This window comes from Niabella hirudinis, assembly GCF_051201075.1.
GTDB lineage: Bacteria > Bacteroidota > Bacteroidia > Chitinophagales > Chitinophagaceae > Niabella > Niabella hirudinis.
This window is the reverse complement of the sequence record NZ_JBPEHJ010000006.1, coordinates 53,506-72,972: the sequence shown is the minus strand read 5'-3', so window position 1 is coordinate 72,972 and position 19,467 is coordinate 53,506. Positions and strand designations below refer to the sequence as shown.

14 protein-coding genes and 1 tRNA gene are annotated in these 19,467 nt (G+C 46.3%); 7 read left to right on the top strand and 8 right to left on the bottom strand.

The window, feature by feature from the left end; all coding sequences use genetic code 11:
• Positions 1 to 181: 181 nt before the first annotated feature.
• Positions 182 to 1,654, top strand: coding sequence for an AAA family ATPase (locus tag GGU45_RS13095; protein ID WP_435225389.1), 1,473 nt, complete (start codon positions 182 to 184; stop codon positions 1,652 to 1,654).
• Here the strand turns inward: GGU45_RS13095 and GGU45_RS13090 are convergent, their stop codons facing one another.
• The 4 genes from GGU45_RS13090 to GGU45_RS13075 form a co-directional block, all read right to left on the bottom strand.
• Positions 1,655 to 1,912 carry an acyl-CoA-binding protein gene (locus GGU45_RS13090; protein ID WP_435225387.1) on the bottom strand — a complete coding sequence of 86 codons (258 nt, stop codon included), beginning with the start codon at positions 1,910 to 1,912 and terminating at the stop codon, positions 1,655 to 1,657.
• 86 nt (positions 1,913 to 1,998) lie between these two features.
• Entirely contained in the window at positions 1,999 to 3,033 is a 1,035-nt protein-coding gene (locus tag GGU45_RS13085) for a phosphatase PAP2 family protein (protein ID WP_435225386.1), read from the bottom strand.
• A 4-nt stretch (positions 3,034 to 3,037) separates the two neighbouring features.
• Entirely contained in the window at positions 3,038 to 4,666 is a 1,629-nt protein-coding gene (pafA, locus tag GGU45_RS13080; RefSeq protein WP_435225384.1) for an alkaline phosphatase PafA, read from the bottom strand.
• 205 nt (positions 4,667 to 4,871) lie between these two features.
• A complete protein-coding gene (locus GGU45_RS13075) occupies positions 4,872 to 5,363 on the bottom strand; it encodes a peroxiredoxin family protein (RefSeq protein WP_435225382.1) in 492 nt (163 codons plus the stop codon).
• Between the two features lie 139 nt (positions 5,364 to 5,502).
• On the opposite strand from GGU45_RS13075, the gene GGU45_RS13070 reads away from it, so the two are divergent.
• On the top strand, positions 5,503 to 5,865 hold the full coding sequence (locus GGU45_RS13070) for a BlaI/MecI/CopY family transcriptional regulator (RefSeq protein ID WP_435225380.1): 363 nt from the start codon (positions 5,503 to 5,505) through the stop codon (positions 5,863 to 5,865).
• 143 nt (positions 5,866 to 6,008) lie between these two features.
• Positions 6,009 to 8,204, top strand: a complete 2,196-nt coding sequence (locus tag GGU45_RS13065) for a M56 family metallopeptidase (protein WP_435225378.1) — start codon at positions 6,009 to 6,011, stop codon at positions 8,202 to 8,204.
• A gap of 109 nt (positions 8,205 to 8,313) precedes the next feature.
• Here GGU45_RS13065 and GGU45_RS13060 read toward each other — a convergent pair whose 3' ends face one another.
• From GGU45_RS13060 to GGU45_RS13045, 4 genes are all read right to left on the bottom strand, one after another.
• A complete protein-coding gene (locus GGU45_RS13060; RefSeq protein ID WP_435225377.1) occupies positions 8,314 to 8,775 on the bottom strand; it encodes a GNAT family N-acetyltransferase in 462 nt (153 codons plus the stop codon).
• A complete protein-coding gene (locus GGU45_RS13055; RefSeq protein ID WP_435225376.1) occupies positions 8,775 to 10,028 on the bottom strand; it encodes a replication-associated recombination protein A in 1,254 nt (417 codons plus the stop codon). Before GGU45_RS13055 ends, GGU45_RS13060 begins: the two co-directional genes overlap by 1 nt.
• Positions 10,029 to 10,235: 207 nt before the next feature.
• The gene (locus GGU45_RS13050; protein ID WP_435225374.1) at positions 10,236 to 11,474 is read right to left on the bottom strand and encodes a sterol desaturase family protein; all 1,239 of its coding nucleotides are present in this window, start codon (positions 11,472 to 11,474) and stop codon (positions 10,236 to 10,238) included.
• Between the two features lie 50 nt (positions 11,475 to 11,524).
• On the bottom strand, positions 11,525 to 12,745 hold the full coding sequence (locus GGU45_RS13045) for an NAD(P)-dependent oxidoreductase (RefSeq protein ID WP_435225372.1): 1,221 nt from the start codon (positions 12,743 to 12,745) through the stop codon (positions 11,525 to 11,527).
• 258 nt (positions 12,746 to 13,003) lie between these two features.
• Here GGU45_RS13045 and GGU45_RS13040 point away from each other — a divergent pair.
• The 4 genes from GGU45_RS13040 to GGU45_RS13025 all read left to right on the top strand — a co-directional run bounded on the left by GGU45_RS13040 (position 13,004) and on the right by GGU45_RS13025 (position 19,309).
• Positions 13,004 to 13,087: transfer RNA gene (locus tag GGU45_RS13040), tRNA-Leu, on the top strand.
• Between the two features lie 523 nt (positions 13,088 to 13,610).
• A complete protein-coding gene (locus GGU45_RS13035) occupies positions 13,611 to 16,160 on the top strand; it encodes a hypothetical protein (protein WP_435225371.1) in 2,550 nt (849 codons plus the stop codon).
• A 44-nt stretch (positions 16,161 to 16,204) separates the two neighbouring features.
• Positions 16,205 to 17,023: a sialate O-acetylesterase gene (locus GGU45_RS13030; protein WP_435225369.1), complete on the top strand. Its 819-nt coding sequence runs from the start codon at positions 16,205 to 16,207 to the stop codon at positions 17,021 to 17,023.
• A 39-nt stretch (positions 17,024 to 17,062) separates the two neighbouring features.
• Positions 17,063 to 19,309, top strand: a complete 2,247-nt coding sequence (locus GGU45_RS13025) for an alpha-N-acetylglucosaminidase (RefSeq protein ID WP_435225367.1) — start codon at positions 17,063 to 17,065, stop codon at positions 19,307 to 19,309.
• The last annotated feature ends 158 nt before the right edge of the window (positions 19,310 to 19,467 follow it).

Sequence of the window (19,467 nt, the reverse complement as noted above, 5' to 3'; positions counted from 1 at the left end):
TGCGGGTGCCGTTGCATTACCCGTGTGCAAGTCGATTTTATAATTGTTCATAAGTTTGTTTTAAGATGTAGTTGTGGATGAAAATAAAGATTTATAATTGTCCACAAGCTTATTTTAATATATAGTTGTGGACGGGAATAAAAATTTATAATTGTCCATAAGTATATTTAAATGTATATTTGTGGATAATTATAAATTTGGATTTATTCATAATTATATGCCGGAAACAATTATTGGACGGGAAGCCGAAAAGAAAACCTTAAAAGAGGCGTTGAACTCAAAGGAGGCGGAGTTAATTGCCATTTTGGGGCGGCGACGGGTTGGAAAAACGTTTCTTATTAGAGGGTATTACCAGCAACACCTTGTGTTTGAATGCACGGGATTGCATGAAGCCGGCCTGCCGGATCAATTGTTGAATTTTAACAATGCTCTTCAGCAAGCCATGCAGTCTCCAATACCACCGGCAACTCCGGATAGTTGGATGCAGGCCTTTACTTTCCTTAGCAGTTTTTTGCAAATAAAAATGAAGACAAAGCCAGTTGTGGTATTGTTTGACGAATTTCCCTGGATGCATACGCCTAAATCAGGCTTTTTAATGGCCTTTGGGCATTGGTGGAATACCTGGGCATCGCGTAAGCCACAACTGAAAGTGGTTATTTGCGGATCTGCGGCGTCCTGGATGGTTGAAAATGTTCTGCACAACCGGGGCGGGCTTCATAACCGGGTAAGCCGCACTATTCGGCTATTGCCGTTTAGTTTAAAAGAATCGGAGGATTATCTTGTAAGCCGTGGCGTTCGCTTAGATCATTACCAGTTGCTACAACTTTATATGGCCATTGGCGGCATCCCCCAGTACCTGAAACAAATTAACAATGGAGAAAGCTCCACCCAGGTGATTGACCGGCTTTTTTTTGAAAGGAATGGGATCCTAAAAGCAGAATTTAATGTGCTGTATCGATCGTTATTTAATAACCCCAGTCATCATGAATCCATTGTACGGCAACTTGCTAAAAAAGCAAGTGGAATGAGCCGGACAGAAATAATACAGGCATGCGGATTTACTACGGGTGGAACAACAACACGATTGTTTGAAGAGCTTGAACAATCGGGATTTATTTCCCAGTATATACCCTTTGAGAAAACTTCACGCGATGCCGTTTATAAGCTATCAGATGAATACTCATTGTTTTACCTGAAATTTGTTGAACGATCCCGTGCCACGGATGCGGGCGCCTGGCTTAAGCTTGCGGCAGGACATGTTTATAACAGTTGGAGTGGATATGCGTTTGAAGCCATCTGTCAAAAACATGTATTACAAATTAAGGAAGCATTAGGTATTAGAGGTGTGTATACAGAAGCATCAGGTTGGCGTTATACTTCAAAGCCTGGGGAGGAGGGCGCTCAGATTGATCTTTTATTAGACCGGAAGGATCATTGCATCAATATCTGTGAAATAAAATTCTCGGATAAGATGTTTGTTATTGATAAAAAGTATGCTGCGGAACTGGATCGGAAAATAAGCGTTTTTAAGGAGCGAACAAAAACGAAAAAAACAATCTTTCCTACAATGATTACCACCTATGGTACTACCCAAAATATTTATTACACCGGACGTATTGTATCGGAAGTAACGATGGCGGATCTGTTTGGATGATCATCCTTTCAGTTTGCCGACCAGTTCTATATACTCCTCCATGGCTGTTTCCTTTGACTTTCCTTTTTGCTCTTCCCAGGCATTGTATTTGGCCTTGGCTACAAAGTCGAACGGATTGGGAGGCGCTTCAATATGGATATTGCCTTCCGTGGCCTGTTTGTACAGGGAATACAACTGAAGCAGGATTTCATTGGATGGTTTTTCGGCCAGCGTTTTGCTGGCAGCCACTGCGGTTTCAAATTGCTGATGGAGCTCCATGTTTTACTGATTTGGTGTTGCTAAAATACGACTTGTGGCAGGACACTGCACAGCAGGTGCCATTTCTTGTCTGCCGTCAAGAGCGGCTAAAAAGAATAAAGAAATCCGGGGATCACCTGGTTGTTCAGGCGTACAAATGTCAGAGACAGGGAGGAACGATCATTCTTATTCATCCCGATCGACTTTAACAGTCTGCGGCTCCGGTTGGCAACAGTTTTGGCGCTCAGGTATCCCATGCCCAGGGCCAGGGGGTAGTCGCTGGCCCAGTGTACATCATTATTGATCATGGAAAGACCCAAAAGCGCTACCATGCTGTATCCGATGGGTTTGATGAAGCGGCTTTCGGGATAGTTTTCCGCAAGAATGGTGACACTGCTCATTAAAGTGGCCAGGTGGCCGGAGGGGAAGGCATCGTAATTGGGTGTGTTTGTCTGGTATGCTTTGATTGAAGGAAAGGGGTGCCAGTTGCCGCCCGGATTGCTGGCCATAAAGGGCGACTGGCGCCCGGAGATCCGTTTTACCAATTGGGTACTGGCGCCCATCAGGAAAAAAGATTCCAGCAGCTGACTGGCAGTACTCCTCGACCGATAATCATTGGCTATTTTGCCGTAAGTGAATAAGCCGGCGCCCACCAGCAGGCTGATATAACCCTGTCCCATTTGGTAAAAGGCACTGTTCAGGTTGTTGGGAATCCGTAACATGCTGGTTTTTGAACCGCCAATTTTTAACTCCCAAACGGTTTTGTAAGAGTTGTCCCGGTGAAAATGGATCCGGTCGGAGAAACGATGCAGCTCATCGGCAATAGGTTGATCCAGTGCCAGCAAAACACCTGTTGCTCCCGCAATCATGACCCAGGGTTTGATGCTTTCTTTGGAAAAACTGTTTTTAACATATTTCCATCCATCCCCCGGCAGGTCCGTGATAAAACCAAAGTTTTTGGGTTTGGGATAAACCAGGGTGATGCCTTTTCGCAGGTGGTAAACCTGTTCGTCTTTTGCTGGAAGTGCCAGGCTATCGGCCTCCCCACCCGGGGTATGCAGTATGGAGCTGTCTGTTTGTGCCGAAGTATTGGTACCCAACAAGACGCCGGCAAACAGTAGTAGCCAGAGCTTATGTTTCATATACTTATTGTCCTACTTCGGTGATCACAGAACCAATACAGCCGTTGGGCCGCTGAATGTGAAGTAAAGCAGCAAGGGTGGGAGCAATATCGGTCATATGCACTTCGCGTGTCAGTCTTCCGGGCTTAATACCCCAGCCAAACCAAAGCAGCGGAATATGGGTGTCGTGCGGGTTCCAGGTGCCGTGGGTGGTACCTGTGCCTCCAGGGCTTCCGCTAAACCAGGCCGGGTCCAAAACGATTTGTATGGGGCCCGAGCGTTTGGGATTATGGCCATTAATGATCATTGTTTTTATTGGCTCCGGTATGGATGTGCTGCCAATGTTTTCAACGTCTGCTACAAACTGTACGCCATCCTGTTTTTGCAGGAATGCCACGGATGTCTTTTTGATAGCGGAGAAATCGAGTTTCTTTTTTTCGATCCGGTCATTGTCGAAATGAACCTGGTAGTTGGCGCCCGATCGAACGAGTTTATCTTCGCCAAACTGCTGCTTCAGCAGATCGTTCAGGGCTTTGATGACTTTGCCGTTTTGAAAAAAATCAGCGGGCATCTGGTGCTCCTGCATAAACCCGATCGAATGTGCTGCACCATGGTCTGCAGTTAGAAATACGAGGTAATTTCCTTTGCCTACTTTTTGATCAAGGTATTTAAAGAAGGCGTCAAGATCCTTGTCGAGACGCAGGTATACGTCTTCTACTTCTATGGAGTTGGGGCCGTATTTGTGTCCCACATAGTCGGTTGAAGCACAGTTGATGGTCAAAAAATCGGTAAATGAGCCGGTGCCCAACTGGTAGCCGTCAACGGCAGCTTTTGCAAAATTGAGGGTCAGCGTGTTTCCGTAAGGAGAGCTGCGGATCACGTCCGGGTCCTGCTTGAATATTTCGCTGAGGTCATGCGGAAAACTGGTGGTTTTTTCGCCTTTGAATTTACCTTCCCATTTTACGTCATCAGCGGTGCTTTGTGTATAGGTATTCAGTGGATATAAAGTGGTCCAGGGTTTTGAGGTAAGTGCTTCCGGTTCTTTTTTTGCATTGAATTGCGTTGCCCAGCGGGGAAGTTCTTTCATATACCAGGTACTGGTAATGAACTGGCGGCTTTGATCATCAAACCAGAAGGCCCCGGTGGGATTATGTCCTGCAGGCAGGATGGATGCCCGGTCTTTAAGCGAAACGCCAACCACTTTTGAACGGAAGTTAGTGGCCAGCCGGAGTTCATCCGTGATGGTGGTGGACAGGTTGTTCCGGGGCGACATTTTTCCCGCTTTGGAGTTGCTGCCTACCGCCTGCACGGTGGAATCTTCTGTACAGTAAACTGATTTTCCGGTGAGCTGATCGATCCAGTCGTTGCCGGTGATGCCATGAATGGCCGGAACGGATCCTGTAAATACGGTAGTATGCCCTACTGCGGTAAAAGAAGGAAGGTGGCTGATAAACGTATTTTCACAGGAATAGCCTTCTTTCAGCATCCTGTTAAATCCCCCGGTACCGTACCGGTCGGCATAACGATAAAGATAATCCCAGCGCATTTGGTCCACAACGATACCAACAACCAGCCTGGGGCGTTTTACAGTATTTTGCGCAAGTCCGGCAATGGCAATGCTAAGCGCAAGCAGCAAAAGTTGCATTTTTTTCATCGTAATAATCAATTTGCTCAAAAATAGGGAAAGGGAGGGGATAAAACGTGCCGGCTGTGTAAAGTTTCATTGAAGAATTTTTGTTTTTTGTTGCCGGGGATCTCAAACGTTGCAATCCGCGGCAATGAAAGGTGCAATGAAGAAGCCTGGCGAACAGCGTTTCCGCTTTTTGCCAGGCTCTTGCTTAAAAAAACAATTAAAAAAACTATTTGCCGAAAACGTTTAAAATCGTTGAAACAGACATGGACCCCTCAAAGCCGCTGATCAGCTGTTTGTTGCTATTGTAAAAGGCATGAAAAGGAAGGTTCCGGATGCCGTAATAAGCGGGTAGGGCAAAAGCATAATCTTTACCTACCAGGATATTGGGATAGTTCTGCAATTTATAATGCGCTGCAAATGCGGCCATTTCTTTTAACGGCAGCGGTGTGGCCATAATGATCTGGATATTTTTGAACTTATCGATATTCTTGATCATCTCTTCGGTCTCGTGCTTGCAATGGTCACACTCCGGGCTGAATATCATGATCATTACCGGTTTGTTCTTTTGGAGTTTGGCCTTTAACTCCCACCCGGTGCTATCCGCGGAAAGTAATCTTACGGAGGGTATGGTTTTGTATTGTTTGTAAGGGGGAAGGGCCTGGCTGCGGGCAGCGCTAAAACTCATAATGGTCATCAGTAATACTAATAAATACTTCATCTTGTTGATTTTATGCAAATGAATGCTACCAAAGATAACAATAGGATGCGGATTCGGTTGATAGGGTTGCCTGAAAAAGCTCAAAAAAATTTTGTTTATTACGAATATTTCGTAAATTTACTTCAAAATCGTATCAAAGATGAAGAAATTAACCGCACAGGAAGAGCAATTAATGATTGCCGTTTGGCAGGTAGGGGAGGGAAATGTGAAGGCGTTTATGGAGCAGTTGCCGGAGCAATATCCTTATACTACCGTGGCTTCTACTATTAAGAACCTCGAAAAAAAAGGATATGTGTTGGGACGGCTTTTTGGAAACGTATATGTATATAAGCCCGCCATTTCCGAAGAGGAGTATAAAAAGAAATTTATGGGTTCTGTAGTCAAAGACTATTTCAGCAATTCTTATAAAGAGCTGGTCAGTTTTTTTGTGGACCAGAAAAAATTGTCGGCCCAGGAGCTGAAAGACATTGTGAAGATGATTGAAAGCGGCAAGAAGAAATAATTTCCGCTGCCAGGCCGGTTTCTTGTTTGAAGTTTAACGTTTGGGGTTGGATCCCGTACTCCTGGTATCCCACAAACCCTGGAACTTTAAATGTTGAATAGGACCCCTGGAGCTTTTAAACGTTAAACTTTAAACATTTGCGTATGCCTGTCATTATTGATTATATTCTTAAGCTAAGTGTTTGTTTGGCCGTTGTGTACCTGTTTTACCAGCTGTTTTTAAGACGGCTCACCTTTTATAACTGGAACCGTTGGTACTTGCTGGGGTACGGCGTACTAAGTTTTATTATTCCGCTGATTGACGTTATGCCGGAACTTCAGAAAAAAGAACTGGATCGCAGTGCGCTGGTTCAAATGATTCCCACATTCGGATTTGCTTCCGATACGGCCGACACATCGCTGCTGGAATCCCTTTCGGTATGGGACTGGGTAATGGTGGCGGCGGCCCTTGGGTCATTGGCCCTGCTGCTGCGTTTTTTTATCATGTTCCTTTCCTTTATGCGGGTAAAAAAACGAGCACAGCTGATCTCTGATGCGCACACCCGCATTTACCAGCTGGATGAGGATATCCGTCCCTTTTCTTTTGGGAATGCCATCTTTATCAACACGGAACTGCATAGCGGGGAAGAACTGGAAGAGATCATCCGTCATGAATTTGTGCATGTACGGCAAAAGCATACGATTGATATAATCTGGAGCGAACTGTTATGCATCCTGCTTTGGTTTAATCCTTTTGTATGGCTGCTGCGTAAAAGCCTGAAGCAGAACCTGGAGTTCCTTGCAGACAAACAGGTACTGCAGAACGGTATGGATAAAAAGGAATACCAGTATTTATTATTAAAAGTTATGGGCAACCGTCAATTTGCCTTTGCCAATCATTTTAATTTTTCATCTTTAAAAAACAGAATTGCGATGATGAATACCATCAAATCTGCAAAAGTGCACCTGACCAAATTTTTATTTTTGCTGCCGGTGGTAGCGGTATTGCTGCTGGCTTTCAGAAAGGAAATTAAGAACGAATTTGAAACACGTGGGAGGGGGTTGGCTGAACAGCGATCTTCAGTGCCCATGGCCCGGGAATCTTCTTCGGAGACCGGAGGTGTTGACAATGTCGTTTTATCGTTTCCGGAACAAGTGGCTTCGGCTAATGCATTGAAAAATCCGGTTTATTTTCTGGACTCGAAGCCCGTTAATCATAAGGCGTTAAACCATCTTACTGCGGCTACCGTTGGTTCCGTTTCCATTTTAAACCAGAAACAGGCATTGAAAAAATATGGAAGGAAAGGGGAGAATGGAGCAGTTGAGATTTTTTCAAAATCGTTTGTCAGCGACAATTCGAATTTGTATTATTACAATAATACCGGGCTTCAGATCAAGCCGGGCAGGAAGGATACCGTTCCCCCGTTATATGTTATTGATGGGGAAAAAAGGCAGAGCGGCAGCACCCTGGCCGGCCTGAACCCGGAGGCCATAGAATCCTTTAGTGTTTTAAAAGGTACGTCTGCAACGTCCCTCTATGGAGCAGATGCAAAAAACGGCGTAGTGATCATTACCACAAAAAAGGGAACATTTGTTAGCAGCGACAGCTCCCGGCACCGTTTGGAGTTGCGCTACGTAATGGACTCATCGAATGTAACAGGACTTCCGCTGCAGGGTAAGGTGAGCGGTGTTCGCATTGTTGCAAAGGGCAATGTAAGCGGTTTGATGCAACCCGGCGGAGTGGGGAAGATGCATTCAGACAAGGGTGAAGTGACGTTAGGTGATGGTTTTGATGGTGTGTATGTAGTGGATGGCAAGGTGCGGGAGCTAAAATCGCTCAGGGAGCTTCCGCCGGATCATATTCAATCCATTAATGTGTTTAAAGGTGGTGCGGCCAAGGAGGTTGAGTATGGAGAAAAAGCAAAGAATGGGGTGATTGAGATCCATACGAAAAAGCCGGATGACGAAAAACCGGCACCGAAGCCGGTTAAAGATCAGAAGGAGGTAGTAGTAGTGGGGTATGGACTTCATAGTAAGCGTTCTGCTCCGGCCAAGGCAAGCTCTTTGAGTCCTGTGAAGGTAGTGGGTTATGGACAAATGCGGGAGCAGAAATCGCTTCCGGCAGTTACTATACACCCTGCGACATCTCCTGAAAATCCGGAGGCGAAAAAAATGAATACACTTAAGGGGGAGGTTACCTATAGCTTTACGGAAAAGTCAGATGCCGCAAAATCAGACCAGTATCGTCTTGTTTTTCGTGCTAACGAAAAGGCAACAGCAGCGTCTCCAAAAATAAGAACAGTAACTGTTAAGGATACGATTAAAATTTATGACAAGCTTGACCTGAACAACGTATTTTAAACAAGTCTTGTTTTGGTATTCTGCTCTTGTTGGTGCTGCGTGTGGGGCGGTGAGGTGGAAAAGCACCAGCAAGCGGAAGAGCGCGCAACGCCATCAGTTGCACGGACGCTTAATGACTCTTCAGCATTTCAATATGCGCAATCCCATCTTCATCATACGGCTCGCCGACCGCTTCAAAACCGAGTGAATGGTAAAAAGATTGGAGGTATAGTTGTGCGCTGATGCGAATGGCTTTTTGTTTAAACCGCAGATGGCAGGCATCGATACTGCGTTTCATCAGCTCCCGGCCCAGGCCGAAAGCACGATGCGATCCCGCGATGACCACCCGCCCGATTGAAGGTTCACTATAGGAGACTCCCGGGGACAGCAACCGGGTATAAGCTACAACCGTACCGTTGTGAGTGCCGGTTAAATGAAAAGCGTTGAGGTCCTTTCCATCAAGGTCCTGGTAAATACTGGTTTGTTCTACTACAAAAACAGCGGCCCGCAATTGCAGGATCGCATATAATGCTGTTGTGGAAAGCTGATCAAAGGATCGGCATGTCCATTCAATAACCGGTTGTTGCTGCATCAAAAGTTGTATTTATCCTTCCACAATTTTTTTAAATGACCCCGCAGTTCCTGTTCCCTTGCGTTATTGCCGGGTTCATAAAAGGCTCTTCCTGCTATCTTTTCCGGCAGGTATTCCTGTTTGCTGAAATTATTTTCAAAGCTATGGGAATATTGATAGCCCTTTCCGTAATCCAGGTTTTTCATCAGTTTTGTGGGGGCATTGCGGATATGCAGGGGGACCGGAAGGTCGCCTGTTTGCCGTACTGTGGCCAGGGCGCCGTCTATGGCCAGGTAGGCGCTGTTGCTTTTGGGCGATGAAGCCAGGTAGATGGCGCATTGCGATAAGATGATCCTCGCTTCCGGATTGCCTATTTTATTAACGGCTTCAAATGTGGCATTGGCTAATAACAGTGCATTGGCATTGGCCATACCAATGTCTTCGCTGGCCGAGATGACCATACGCCGGGCAATGAATTTAATGTCTTCGCCTCCTTCGATCATCCGCGCAAGCCAATATACAGCCCCGTTGGGATCGCTGCCCCGTATGGATTTGATGAATGCAGAAATGATATCATAATGCTGTTCACCGGACTTATCGTAGAGCGCCACTTTTTTTTGAGCAATACGCATCACCGTTTGATCGGTAATGATGGCGGGGGCTTCCAGCGCATCACAAACAATTTCAAAAAGATTTAAAAGTTTACGGGCATCACCTCCTGAAATATTGATCAGTGCCTCTGTTTCCTGCAGCTGTACTTCTTTGCTGCGGATGAGCTCATCCTGCTCCACGGCCAGGTGCAGCAGCTTAATGAGGACCTCTTCTTCCAACGCTTTCAACACATAAACCTGGCAGCGGCTGAGCAAAGCGCTGTTTACTTCAAAAGAGGGGTTTTCTGTGGTGGCGCCAATGAGGGTAATGATGCCTTTTTCTACAGCACCGAGCAAGGCGTCCTGCTGGCTTTTATTAAAACGGTGGATCTCATCTATGAACAGGATGGCTCCGTGTGCCGCATTGGCGGTGGCAATGGCATCGCGGATATCTTTTACCCCGGCCGAAATGGCACTTAACGATAAAAAGGGACGGTTAACTGTATGGGCAATGATGGTGGCGATGGTGGTTTTTCCAACACCCGGAGGCCCCCAAAGAATCATACTGGGAATATTGCCGGTAGCAATCGATTTTTGAAGAATGCTGCCGTTGCCGGTAAGATGTTCCTGTCCAACCAGGTCTTCCAAACGATGGGGCCTTAGCCGCTCTGCCAATGGGGTCATAACGGATGAATTAGCCCACAAAGATAATGCTAATTTATTTAGCAGGTGATTGCCTGGATGGATAATACTCATACAAACTTTGTTTGCAGTTGGTTTTAGCCGCAAGGTGCCGGGAATTTGCGAAGTGCGCAAAGATGTTTAGCAGTAGTATTCGCTCTGCCCTTTGTCCGGCCGGACAGGTGTTAACAAAAAAATTACCCAAAAAATCTAATGCTTTCTTATAAGGGCGCAGGTGACTAAAAAAGAAAGTAAAAGATAGCCGCCAATGAGAAGCCATCCTGCCGGGAAATAGATCTTCAGCATAAACCAGTCCTGATAAGAGTATAGGAGCCCTGCGCCGCAAAGTCCTTTCAGTATTTCCCATAACAAGGCATACCGGCTTCCATCCATCAGTTCGGCCAGCGCGTATACGAAAAGAAAGATGAATGACCCATAATAAAAAATGCCGGGCGACCCAATGATGGCGATATTGCCAAACAGGAAGCAAATAAAGAACAACAGTGCGATCAGTTGTGTCCAAAGCCAGGCTTTTGTACTATTCGTAAGCAAAGGGTTATATTTTTCAAAATTATAGACATCTTCTATTTTATAAACGGGATATTTTTCCCGCACATCTGCGGGCCGCCATCCGGTGGGCATCAACCAGATCCGCAGCCGGTCGCGCCAGCTCTGTGTGCGCCATGCGTCTTTTAGTAAAAGCGTTAAATGCTGAAAATTTATTTTTACGGGGTTCCAGCTCCGTACAGGTCTTGTGATCCCATACACAGGTGGAATGTTTGCCTGTTCTTTCTGGTAGGTTCCAAATAACCGGTCCCAGAAAATAAAGATCTGGGAATAGTTCTTATCGAGGTATTCGGGGTTAATGGCATGGTGTACCCGGTGCAGGGAGGGCGTAACGATGATCTTTTCAAAAATCCCCATTTTGTTTATGAACGCGGTATGATACCAGAACTGTGCAAAGAGGTGCAGTGGGGCAACAACGGCGATCACGTTTGGCGGAACGCCCAGTAACGCGGCGGGCAACAGGAAGATGACAAAAATATTGGCAAAGCCGGAAATGCTCTGCCGCAATGCGCAGGCCAGGTTAAACTCCTCACTGCTGTGGTGGATGAGGTGGCCGTTCCAGAAAAAATTATATTCATGCTGGATCCGGTGTATACAATAGCCGGAAAAATCAAGCACTATAAAGGCGATCGCATAGGTGACCCAGGTTGCTTCAACATGCATCAGTGCAAAGTGGTTAACCATCCAGGAGTAGGAGTAAATAACGATACTGAGGCCCAGTACATCTTTGGTAATATTGGTAACACCGCTCAGCAGGCTGCTGATGATGTCATTGGTACGCATTTTTATTTGCTCTTTGCGATATGCGTAGATCATCTCCAGCAATACCAGCAGAAGGAATGCAGGAATCGCAATCAGCAATATCTTTCCGTAAGTTTCCATATAACGTTGTATGCCGCTCTTTCAAATGTAACAAAAAATGAGCGTTTTGATTAATCCCGCTTTTCGGCATAATCCTGCAGGTAGGCGTATTGAGCCCCCAACAGGCCGTTCTGGGCGATCGTTGCTCTTGTTAATATTTCGCTTCCATTGTGCAGGAGGTCGTCCAGCACAAACTTGATCAGCTGCTCACCAAAATAGCGGCTGGCATCTCTGGGTAATTCGTTGGGGAGGTTGCCCACCGCCATAATGTCGATGGAGCCGTCCTGGTAAGGGGGCGTTATAAAACCGGTGTTCCTGCTGACCCCGTAAACGGGGTCGATGATACTTTGCGTTTGGGTGTTGATAGGAACGGAACCGTTTTCATCATCCGATACGTCCGCAATAGTTTCAATAATAAAATCATCCTGTTGAATGTCGTCCGCTTCAAAGAGGCGGGGCACGCCTTCATACCAGTAAACCCCGTTAAGCAGGATGTCGGTTTGGCGGGTATAGGGTTTGAATTTACTGATATATTGTTGTGGATACCCGTGAAAGTGCATCCGGTTATACATGCCGGTTAGGGGGTTGATATACAGATCCTGACCTTTTAATTGCGTATATACGGGATAGTTAAACCGCCGTTCCAGGTATTCATCCGGCTCCACCTCATGCACGCCCATGAGGTTCATGATCTCCACCAAACCATGCGCTACGCGGCCGCTACCCGTAACAACGATTTTCACATTAGGTAATCGCAGGCCAAAGTAGGTATGGATGAGTTCCTTAAAGTTTTTTTGTTTATAAACCCGGTCCAGGTTAAAAAGCCCGGTTCGCTTGCCGTAGGCCATCAGCCCGTTGTGTGCCCCCACAATACCGGCAAAAAAGCCAAAGCCGATGATCCGTTTTCCATCGTCATGCTCCAGACATTCATAGTCGATCAGTGTGATTTTTTTTTGCAATATGGCCTGCAGCAGCTTCTGATTGTGCGGTTGTTTCTTTTTAGTGTGGGAAAAAAAAAGATAGGTTTTGTGTTCAGTCAGATCCGTTACAGGCACTTCTTTGATGCCCAGGAGGATATCGCAATCTGCCAAATCCTCTTTAAGTATGATCCCGGCCCGTTCGTATTCTTCATCTTTGTAACAGCGCCCGGGCGATGGCTGTACAAGAAACGAAAGACCGCGGCGGTGGGCCTGCAGCCATTTGCATTGCGCCGGAGTAAGGGCCACCCGGCTGTCGGAGGGGATTTTTCCTTCCCGTATCAGCCCGATTTTAACCTGTTTGCACTGTTTCATCGCAAATCTCTTTTGGTTAAACAAAAGCGCTGTTTAATTGTAACTTTATTATTACGTAATGAAAGTACTTAATAAAATATTATCCATTCTTAAGAAGATTTTTATTCCCCGGAAGAGTTGTTGTAAATAATACCTGCGGAGATATGAAAAAATATCTTTGTTTTCGGTCGAAAGGTTGTAATATTGCAGCCCGTTTAAATGGTTGAATGTGCAGCGGTTAACTTTAAACCTGGAACATTAAACCTTAAACTCCAATAAGCCCAGATGGCGGAATTGGTAGACGCGCTAGACTCAAAATCTTGTTTCGGCAACGGAGTGCAGGTTCGATTCCTGTTCTGGGCACTTTTTAACCCCTGTAAATAATTGATTTACAGGGGTTTTTCTTTTTCTGCGTGTCATTTGTGTGTCGCTTTTCTACGTTTCTTTTCACATTTTTTGACACACAAATGACACGCACTTTTGCAGGCACTTTTACAGGAATCGAACCTGCACATACCAACTCCTTGAGTACTCAAAATGAACAGGCTTCTTTTAAAGTGATTTCATTGGGCGTTACTTTCGGTATTATGATTCGTATTCGGGATCAAAAATGAGACGTTATTGCAGTCCTAACTCACCCAACGGCCTATTTACCTGTAAGGAAAAAAATAAAAAAAATTAATGCTCCCTTAGGGGATTTTTTTTTCTTGTACCCTTATATAAATAAGAAAATTTCTATATTTAACGAATCCAACGTTGGAATGATCTGCAATTTGTTACCTGCATAAAAGTTTTTCAGCTTGCTTCAATACTGCGCTTTTGAGGCCTGGTAAAAATGGAGAAATGAAAAACTTTTATGCGCTTTTACGTAGTCAATAACGAAACCGTGTCAAAAAAAACAGTTGGAATAGTACTCGTTTCATGTCTCAGCCTGATCTTTTCCAGGGCTGCGGGCCAGGAGCTGCATATCAAAAACGACCGGATACAAAGAGTGCTCCGCTATGATGGAAGGGTATGGCGGACCGTCAAATTCTCGGGCGCAAGTAAGGAGATTGCTCTATCGGTCAGAAGCGATGAATTTCAGATCCTTCCAATGAATAGTACAGAAGGACTGACAATAACTGATTTTACGGCAGCTGCGACGCCAAAACAGGCTCGTGTAGGCGATACCAGCTTTTGTGAAATTGCCTACCGGCCCAATGCTGCGGCTTTAAAGAACAGCGCCTGTCCGCAAAAATTGATCATCACTTATTTTGCGGTGAAGGGGCAGCCATTTATACGGAAAAAACTGCGGCTGCTATTTGATAAGCCGGCAACGGTGGACCGGCTGGAAGTAGAGCGGTTTGTAAATGGGGATGAACAGTCTGGTGGCGGCCGCGGCGAACCGGTTTTTATAAAAAAACAATGGTTTACAGGGCTGGAGTATCCTGCCGGGTACGGCCGCCGGGGGAATGGCAACCAGCCGGCCAGCTATGGCCGTTACTATGATTCTGTAGGCAATTACAGTTTTATAGACCTTGAGGGGAGGGATGTGGAGCCACACCCCGTAAAGGGCCTGGTACGCCTGATGCATTTTCCGGGATATGCGGCAAAATCGGCAATTGGGTATGAAATCGACAGCAAGGTTTCCGTAACAGGTTATGCGGAAAAGAGCGCGCCGGTTGCGTATGCGTTTATGCAATACCTGGCTACGATCTGGAAAAAACCGGTTTCTTTTCTCAACTATAACAACTGGTTTGATAAATCGGCCAAAGACCTGAGCGGGGATCGTTTTTTGAACGTTTACCGGAAATATAAAAAAGAGCTGGAGCCCTATGGCATCGTGCTGGATGGGATGGTTCCGGATAACGGCTGGCAAAACCGGAAAAGCGTTTGGGAACCTTCCACCGTCTATTTCCCGGGCGGAGACAGGGACCTTATTGCCCTCAGCAATAAGCTGAAAAAAGAAGGAACGCACCTGGGGCTTTGGTTATCATTGAACGGATACACGAACGACATTAAATGGGGTGCGGAAAATGGCTATGCCGCTGCAAAAAGCAACGCTTACTTTAAACAGTATGGCCGTTATTTCAGTCTTTCTGCAGAACAGTATAAAGCGGCCATCCTGAAACGGGTGCCGGAGCTGGCAAAAAAAGCCGACCTTATTTATTATAAGCATGATTTTAATGAGCTCTGTGATCTGGGAGAAGGCCATAACCATCCGCCTACCGACCGGCATGGCCATGAGGCTAACCTGGATGTGGCGTTGCAGGTACTTACCGCAACCCGTGATGCGCGGCCCGGCATTATACAAAACCTTACCAACTGGGTATGGTTCTCACCCTGGTGGCTGCAGTACGCTGATTACCTGTGGATGCTTGCAGGAGATGACGGGAAGAACGGCAATACGCCCGAGTTGTCGGAGAAGGCTTTATTTACCACCGACCGGGATACTTATATCTGGCGGATGTTTGGCAACCCGGCAGACCGGCCGCTGGTACCGGTATCCCGGTTGATGACCCATGGGATCCTTCAGACCTCGGTTAAGGAGAAGGAGTTGCCATTGCGCGATTGGACCGATTATGTGCTGATGCACTATGGCCGGGGCACACTGCTTAAAGAATGGTATATTTCCCTGGATGCCATGCGCCCGGAACTATGGGCATCCCTGGCCGGTATCTTAAAGTGGGCCCGGCAGCATGAACCGCAATTGAATAATGCGGTGTTTGTCGGGGGGCGGCCTGATGAGGGCAACGCTTATGGCTATATTGGCTGGTATAAAGATAAAGCCGTATTAACAGCCCGTAATACCGCGCCGGTAACGCAAAAGCTGCTGATTCCCTTTAATAGTGAGACCGGCTTTTACGGAGCTGCCGGGGCATCTTACAGGGCCCGCGTTACCTATCCTTATGTGGAAGACTACCCGGTTGCGTTTACGGCGGGGAAAACCATTGAAGTGGAACTACCCGGTTATGCAACGATGGAATTTGAAATTGAAAAAGGACGACCGGTTAAAAGCAGCAGGACGGAACCGGCAGCAATCCGCTTCCGGGTACAGGAGCACCAGGGCGATGGTATTGTGAAGATAAAACTGGAAGTGCCCGGGGATATAAGAGCCGGCAGCGAATTACAGGTAACCGGTTATCCGGATCTTCCGCCGCTCTCCATCAACGGTCAGCATTTGGAACCGCAGCGCAGCGCTGTTTCCCAGCTCAATCATTTTGCTAGCTATGCCGTTGCAGGCATGAAGAGCAAAAAGGCAGCGCCGTGGAAAATGGCCGGGTATGGCTTATTGCCCTATGCAGGAAAAGAAGTTGAACTTGAATTCAGGAATGCGGCAGGAAAATTTCACGTATATATAGCCGCCGAGCAGGAAGTAAAAGATAAGCCGGCAAATGCCGGGCACCTGTTGCCCATACAGCAAAACCGGAGACGGCAAACCCTGCAATTGTATTGAGCTGTGCAAACTGGCGGATTTGTATAGAACAAAAAAATAGTTAAATGAAACAATGTTATCCGGGGGCTTTTTTAATAGCATTTCTGTTATTGTTAGGCTGCGGATCGCAAAAAACGTTGCAGAATAGCATCCCAAGACATAAAGGAGATTTTCACATTTTTATATTAATGGGACAATCCAATATGTCAGGGTATGCTTATTTACAAGCGGGCGACAGCATCCCGGTGCCGAGGGTATTTAAGTTACCCACCGTCTATTCCGGCGCGTTGCGATGGGAGCCAGCTGGCCATCCATTGCATAACCGGTTACCATCAGACCGCTTTGGACTGGGGTTGCCTTTTGCAAAAGACTACCTGTTGCACCATAAAAACGTTGTTGTAGGCCTGGTACCGCTTGCATTTGGCGGAGCCGGAATTGATCAGCTGAAAAAGGGAACCCCGGTGTATGATGATTTTCTGAAAAAACTGTCATTGGCCAAAAAAACGGGTACCATCAAAGGATTGCTCTGGCATCAGGGCGAATCGGATACGGTAGATGAAGAAAAAGCCGGTAGCTACGCGTTTAAATTATTTCAACTGATACAGGATGTAAGAAAAGACGTCGGCGATCCGGCTTTGCCGGTGGTAGTGGGCAACCTGGCGGAATTTTATGGTACTTCCAAAGAGCACAACAAACCAGAAAGGGTGGCAAGGATCAATCAAGTACGGGAGGCTCTGCGTACCCTGCCCCAAAAAATAACCAATGTTGCTTTTGTGGAAACTACCGGGTGCAGCTCAATAGATCAGCACAATGTACATTTTGACAGAGCTTCTTACATCCTTTTAGGTAAACGATATTTTGAAGCTCTTTCTAAACTAAAATAGTCATGCTATGCTATGACTGAATTATTAAATAAAAAAATTATGTCATCTAAGTTTAAGATTCTTGCATTCATTGTTTTAAGCATAACCGTCGTTTCTTTTGCTGCGGCCCAGAATTTCGACAAGCAGGCTGCAGAACGTTTGATCCGGCGGATAGTGCCAACCCGTGCTCAACAATTTACAGTGGCTGCCATACCCGCAGAAGATGGTAAAGATGTTTTTGAAATTCAGTCAGATAACGGACGGATTGTGTTGCGGGGGAATAGCGCTGTTTCCATAGCTTCTGCCCTTAACTGGTATTTAAAGTACTATTGTTACGTACAGCGTAGCTGGTGTGGCGACCAAATGGATCTTCCTGCGAAATTGCCAGTGGTTTCACCAAAAGTGCGGCGGGTAACTCCTTACGCAAAAAGATCTTATCTGAACTACTGCACGTTTAATTATTCGATGAGCTGGTGGAACTGGGAACGCTGGGAACAAGAGATCGACTGGATGGCCATGCACGGTATTAATATGCCGCTTGCTGTTACCGGACAGGAGGCTGTATGGCAGAATACCTTGCGCCGGTTTGGAATGAGTGATGCTGAAATACGGGCCTTCCTGGTAGGGCCGGCTTACCAGGCCTGGCAGTGGATGACCAATATAGAAAGCATTTACGGACCACTACCGCAGCAATGGATTAACCGCAGTATTATGTTGGGAAGAAAGATTTTAGAAAGAGAGCGGGAGCTGGGTATGACCCCCATTTTGCAAGGCTTCACCGGGTATGTGCCTGTGGCCTTAAAAAAGCGCCAACCACAGGCAGATATTATAGAAAAACCTATATGGTTCTATGTTGGAGGTCCAACAGCACAGTTAAATCCGATGGACCCGTTGTTTAGCAAAATGACAACAGCTTTTATCGAAGAGCAAACCAAGTTGTTTGGAACTAATCACATTTATGCGGCAGATCCTTTTCATGAAGGGCAACCGCCGGTGAATGGCGATGACTATTTAACCGCCGTTGGAAAAAAGATCTATGAAGCTACAACCGCCGCTGATCCGGAAGCTATTATTGCTATGCAAACCTGGAGCATGCGCAAGCCGATTGTAGAGGCCATCCCGGCTGACCGCATCATCATGCTGGATTTAAACAGCCAGAAATGGAAAGGAAGCCAGGCTTTTTGGGGACGTCCCTGGCTGGCTGGTATCATCCATAATTTTGGAGGTAATACGGCGATGGGGGGAGATTTGAATGAAGTGCTGCAGCGTTTTCCGCGGCTTCTGAATGATAAAAGCGAAACCCGGGATTTATCAGGTATTGGTATGTTCCCTGAAGCAATCGAGCACAACCCGGTTATTTATGAGGCTGCAAGTGAAATGGCCTGGTACTCGCGGTCGCCGGATACCAAAGAATGGTTGTACGGTTATCTGCGGGCCCGGTATGGCCGCCTGGAAAATACAGTGCAGAATGCCTGGGATTTGTTGCTGCAAACTGTATATAGCCAGCAAGCAAGGGTGGAAACGTTCCGGGAGTCGGCAATATGTGCCCGCCCGGCCCTGACGGTATATGGCGCATCGCCCAACGGTTCGCTTAATAGTCAAAAAAACTATCATTTTGCAACCTTGTGGAGTGCGTTAAAGTTGATGACGGCCGCTGGTGAGGCGACAAAGCGTACTGATACCTATAAATACGACATGGTGGATGTAACAAGGCAGTGCCTGGCCGATCTGGCAATACCCTTACAGGCAAATATGGGTAATGCCTACCGCAACAATAAACGGGATAGTTTTGATTTTTACAGCCGGCAGTTTTTGGATTTGATGGATGATTTTGATCGGTTACTCGGCACCCGGAAAGAATTTTTGCTGGGGAAATGGCTTTCTGATGCCAGGTCCATCGGAGTTACTACAGCCGAAAAGGATCTTTATGAAAAAAATGCACGCGGCCTCATTACAATCTGGGGGCCTTATGATTCCAGTGCAATGCAATACGACTATTCTGCGCGTCAATGGAATGGGCTTGTTCGTACTTTTTATAAGCCGCGCTGGGAAAAATTCATTAAGATGCTCAATACTGAATTTAGAAAACAACCGGAGCAGCGATATAGGGAAGTTAATGTTCTTAACCGGTACCGCCGGCCTCGTAACAATGCAAATGATTTTTACAAGATGATCTCGCAATGGGAATCTGATTGGGTTACTCATCCGGGAATTATTACACAGGCCAGGCCTTCTGGGAATGAGGTGCGGACGGTACAAGAACTTTACAATAAATGGTACCCTGTAGCATTGGCACTATATCGTTAATATAAAAGCCTTTCTAATGTTTGGTTGATAACGGTAAAGCCGAAGGGCTTGGCCAATAGTACGATTCCCGTTGCTCCTGTAATTAGTCCAAGCACTTTAATAGGGGTAAACTGTTCTCCCTTAACGAGAACAGCTGCTAAAAGAAAATATGTGTGTTG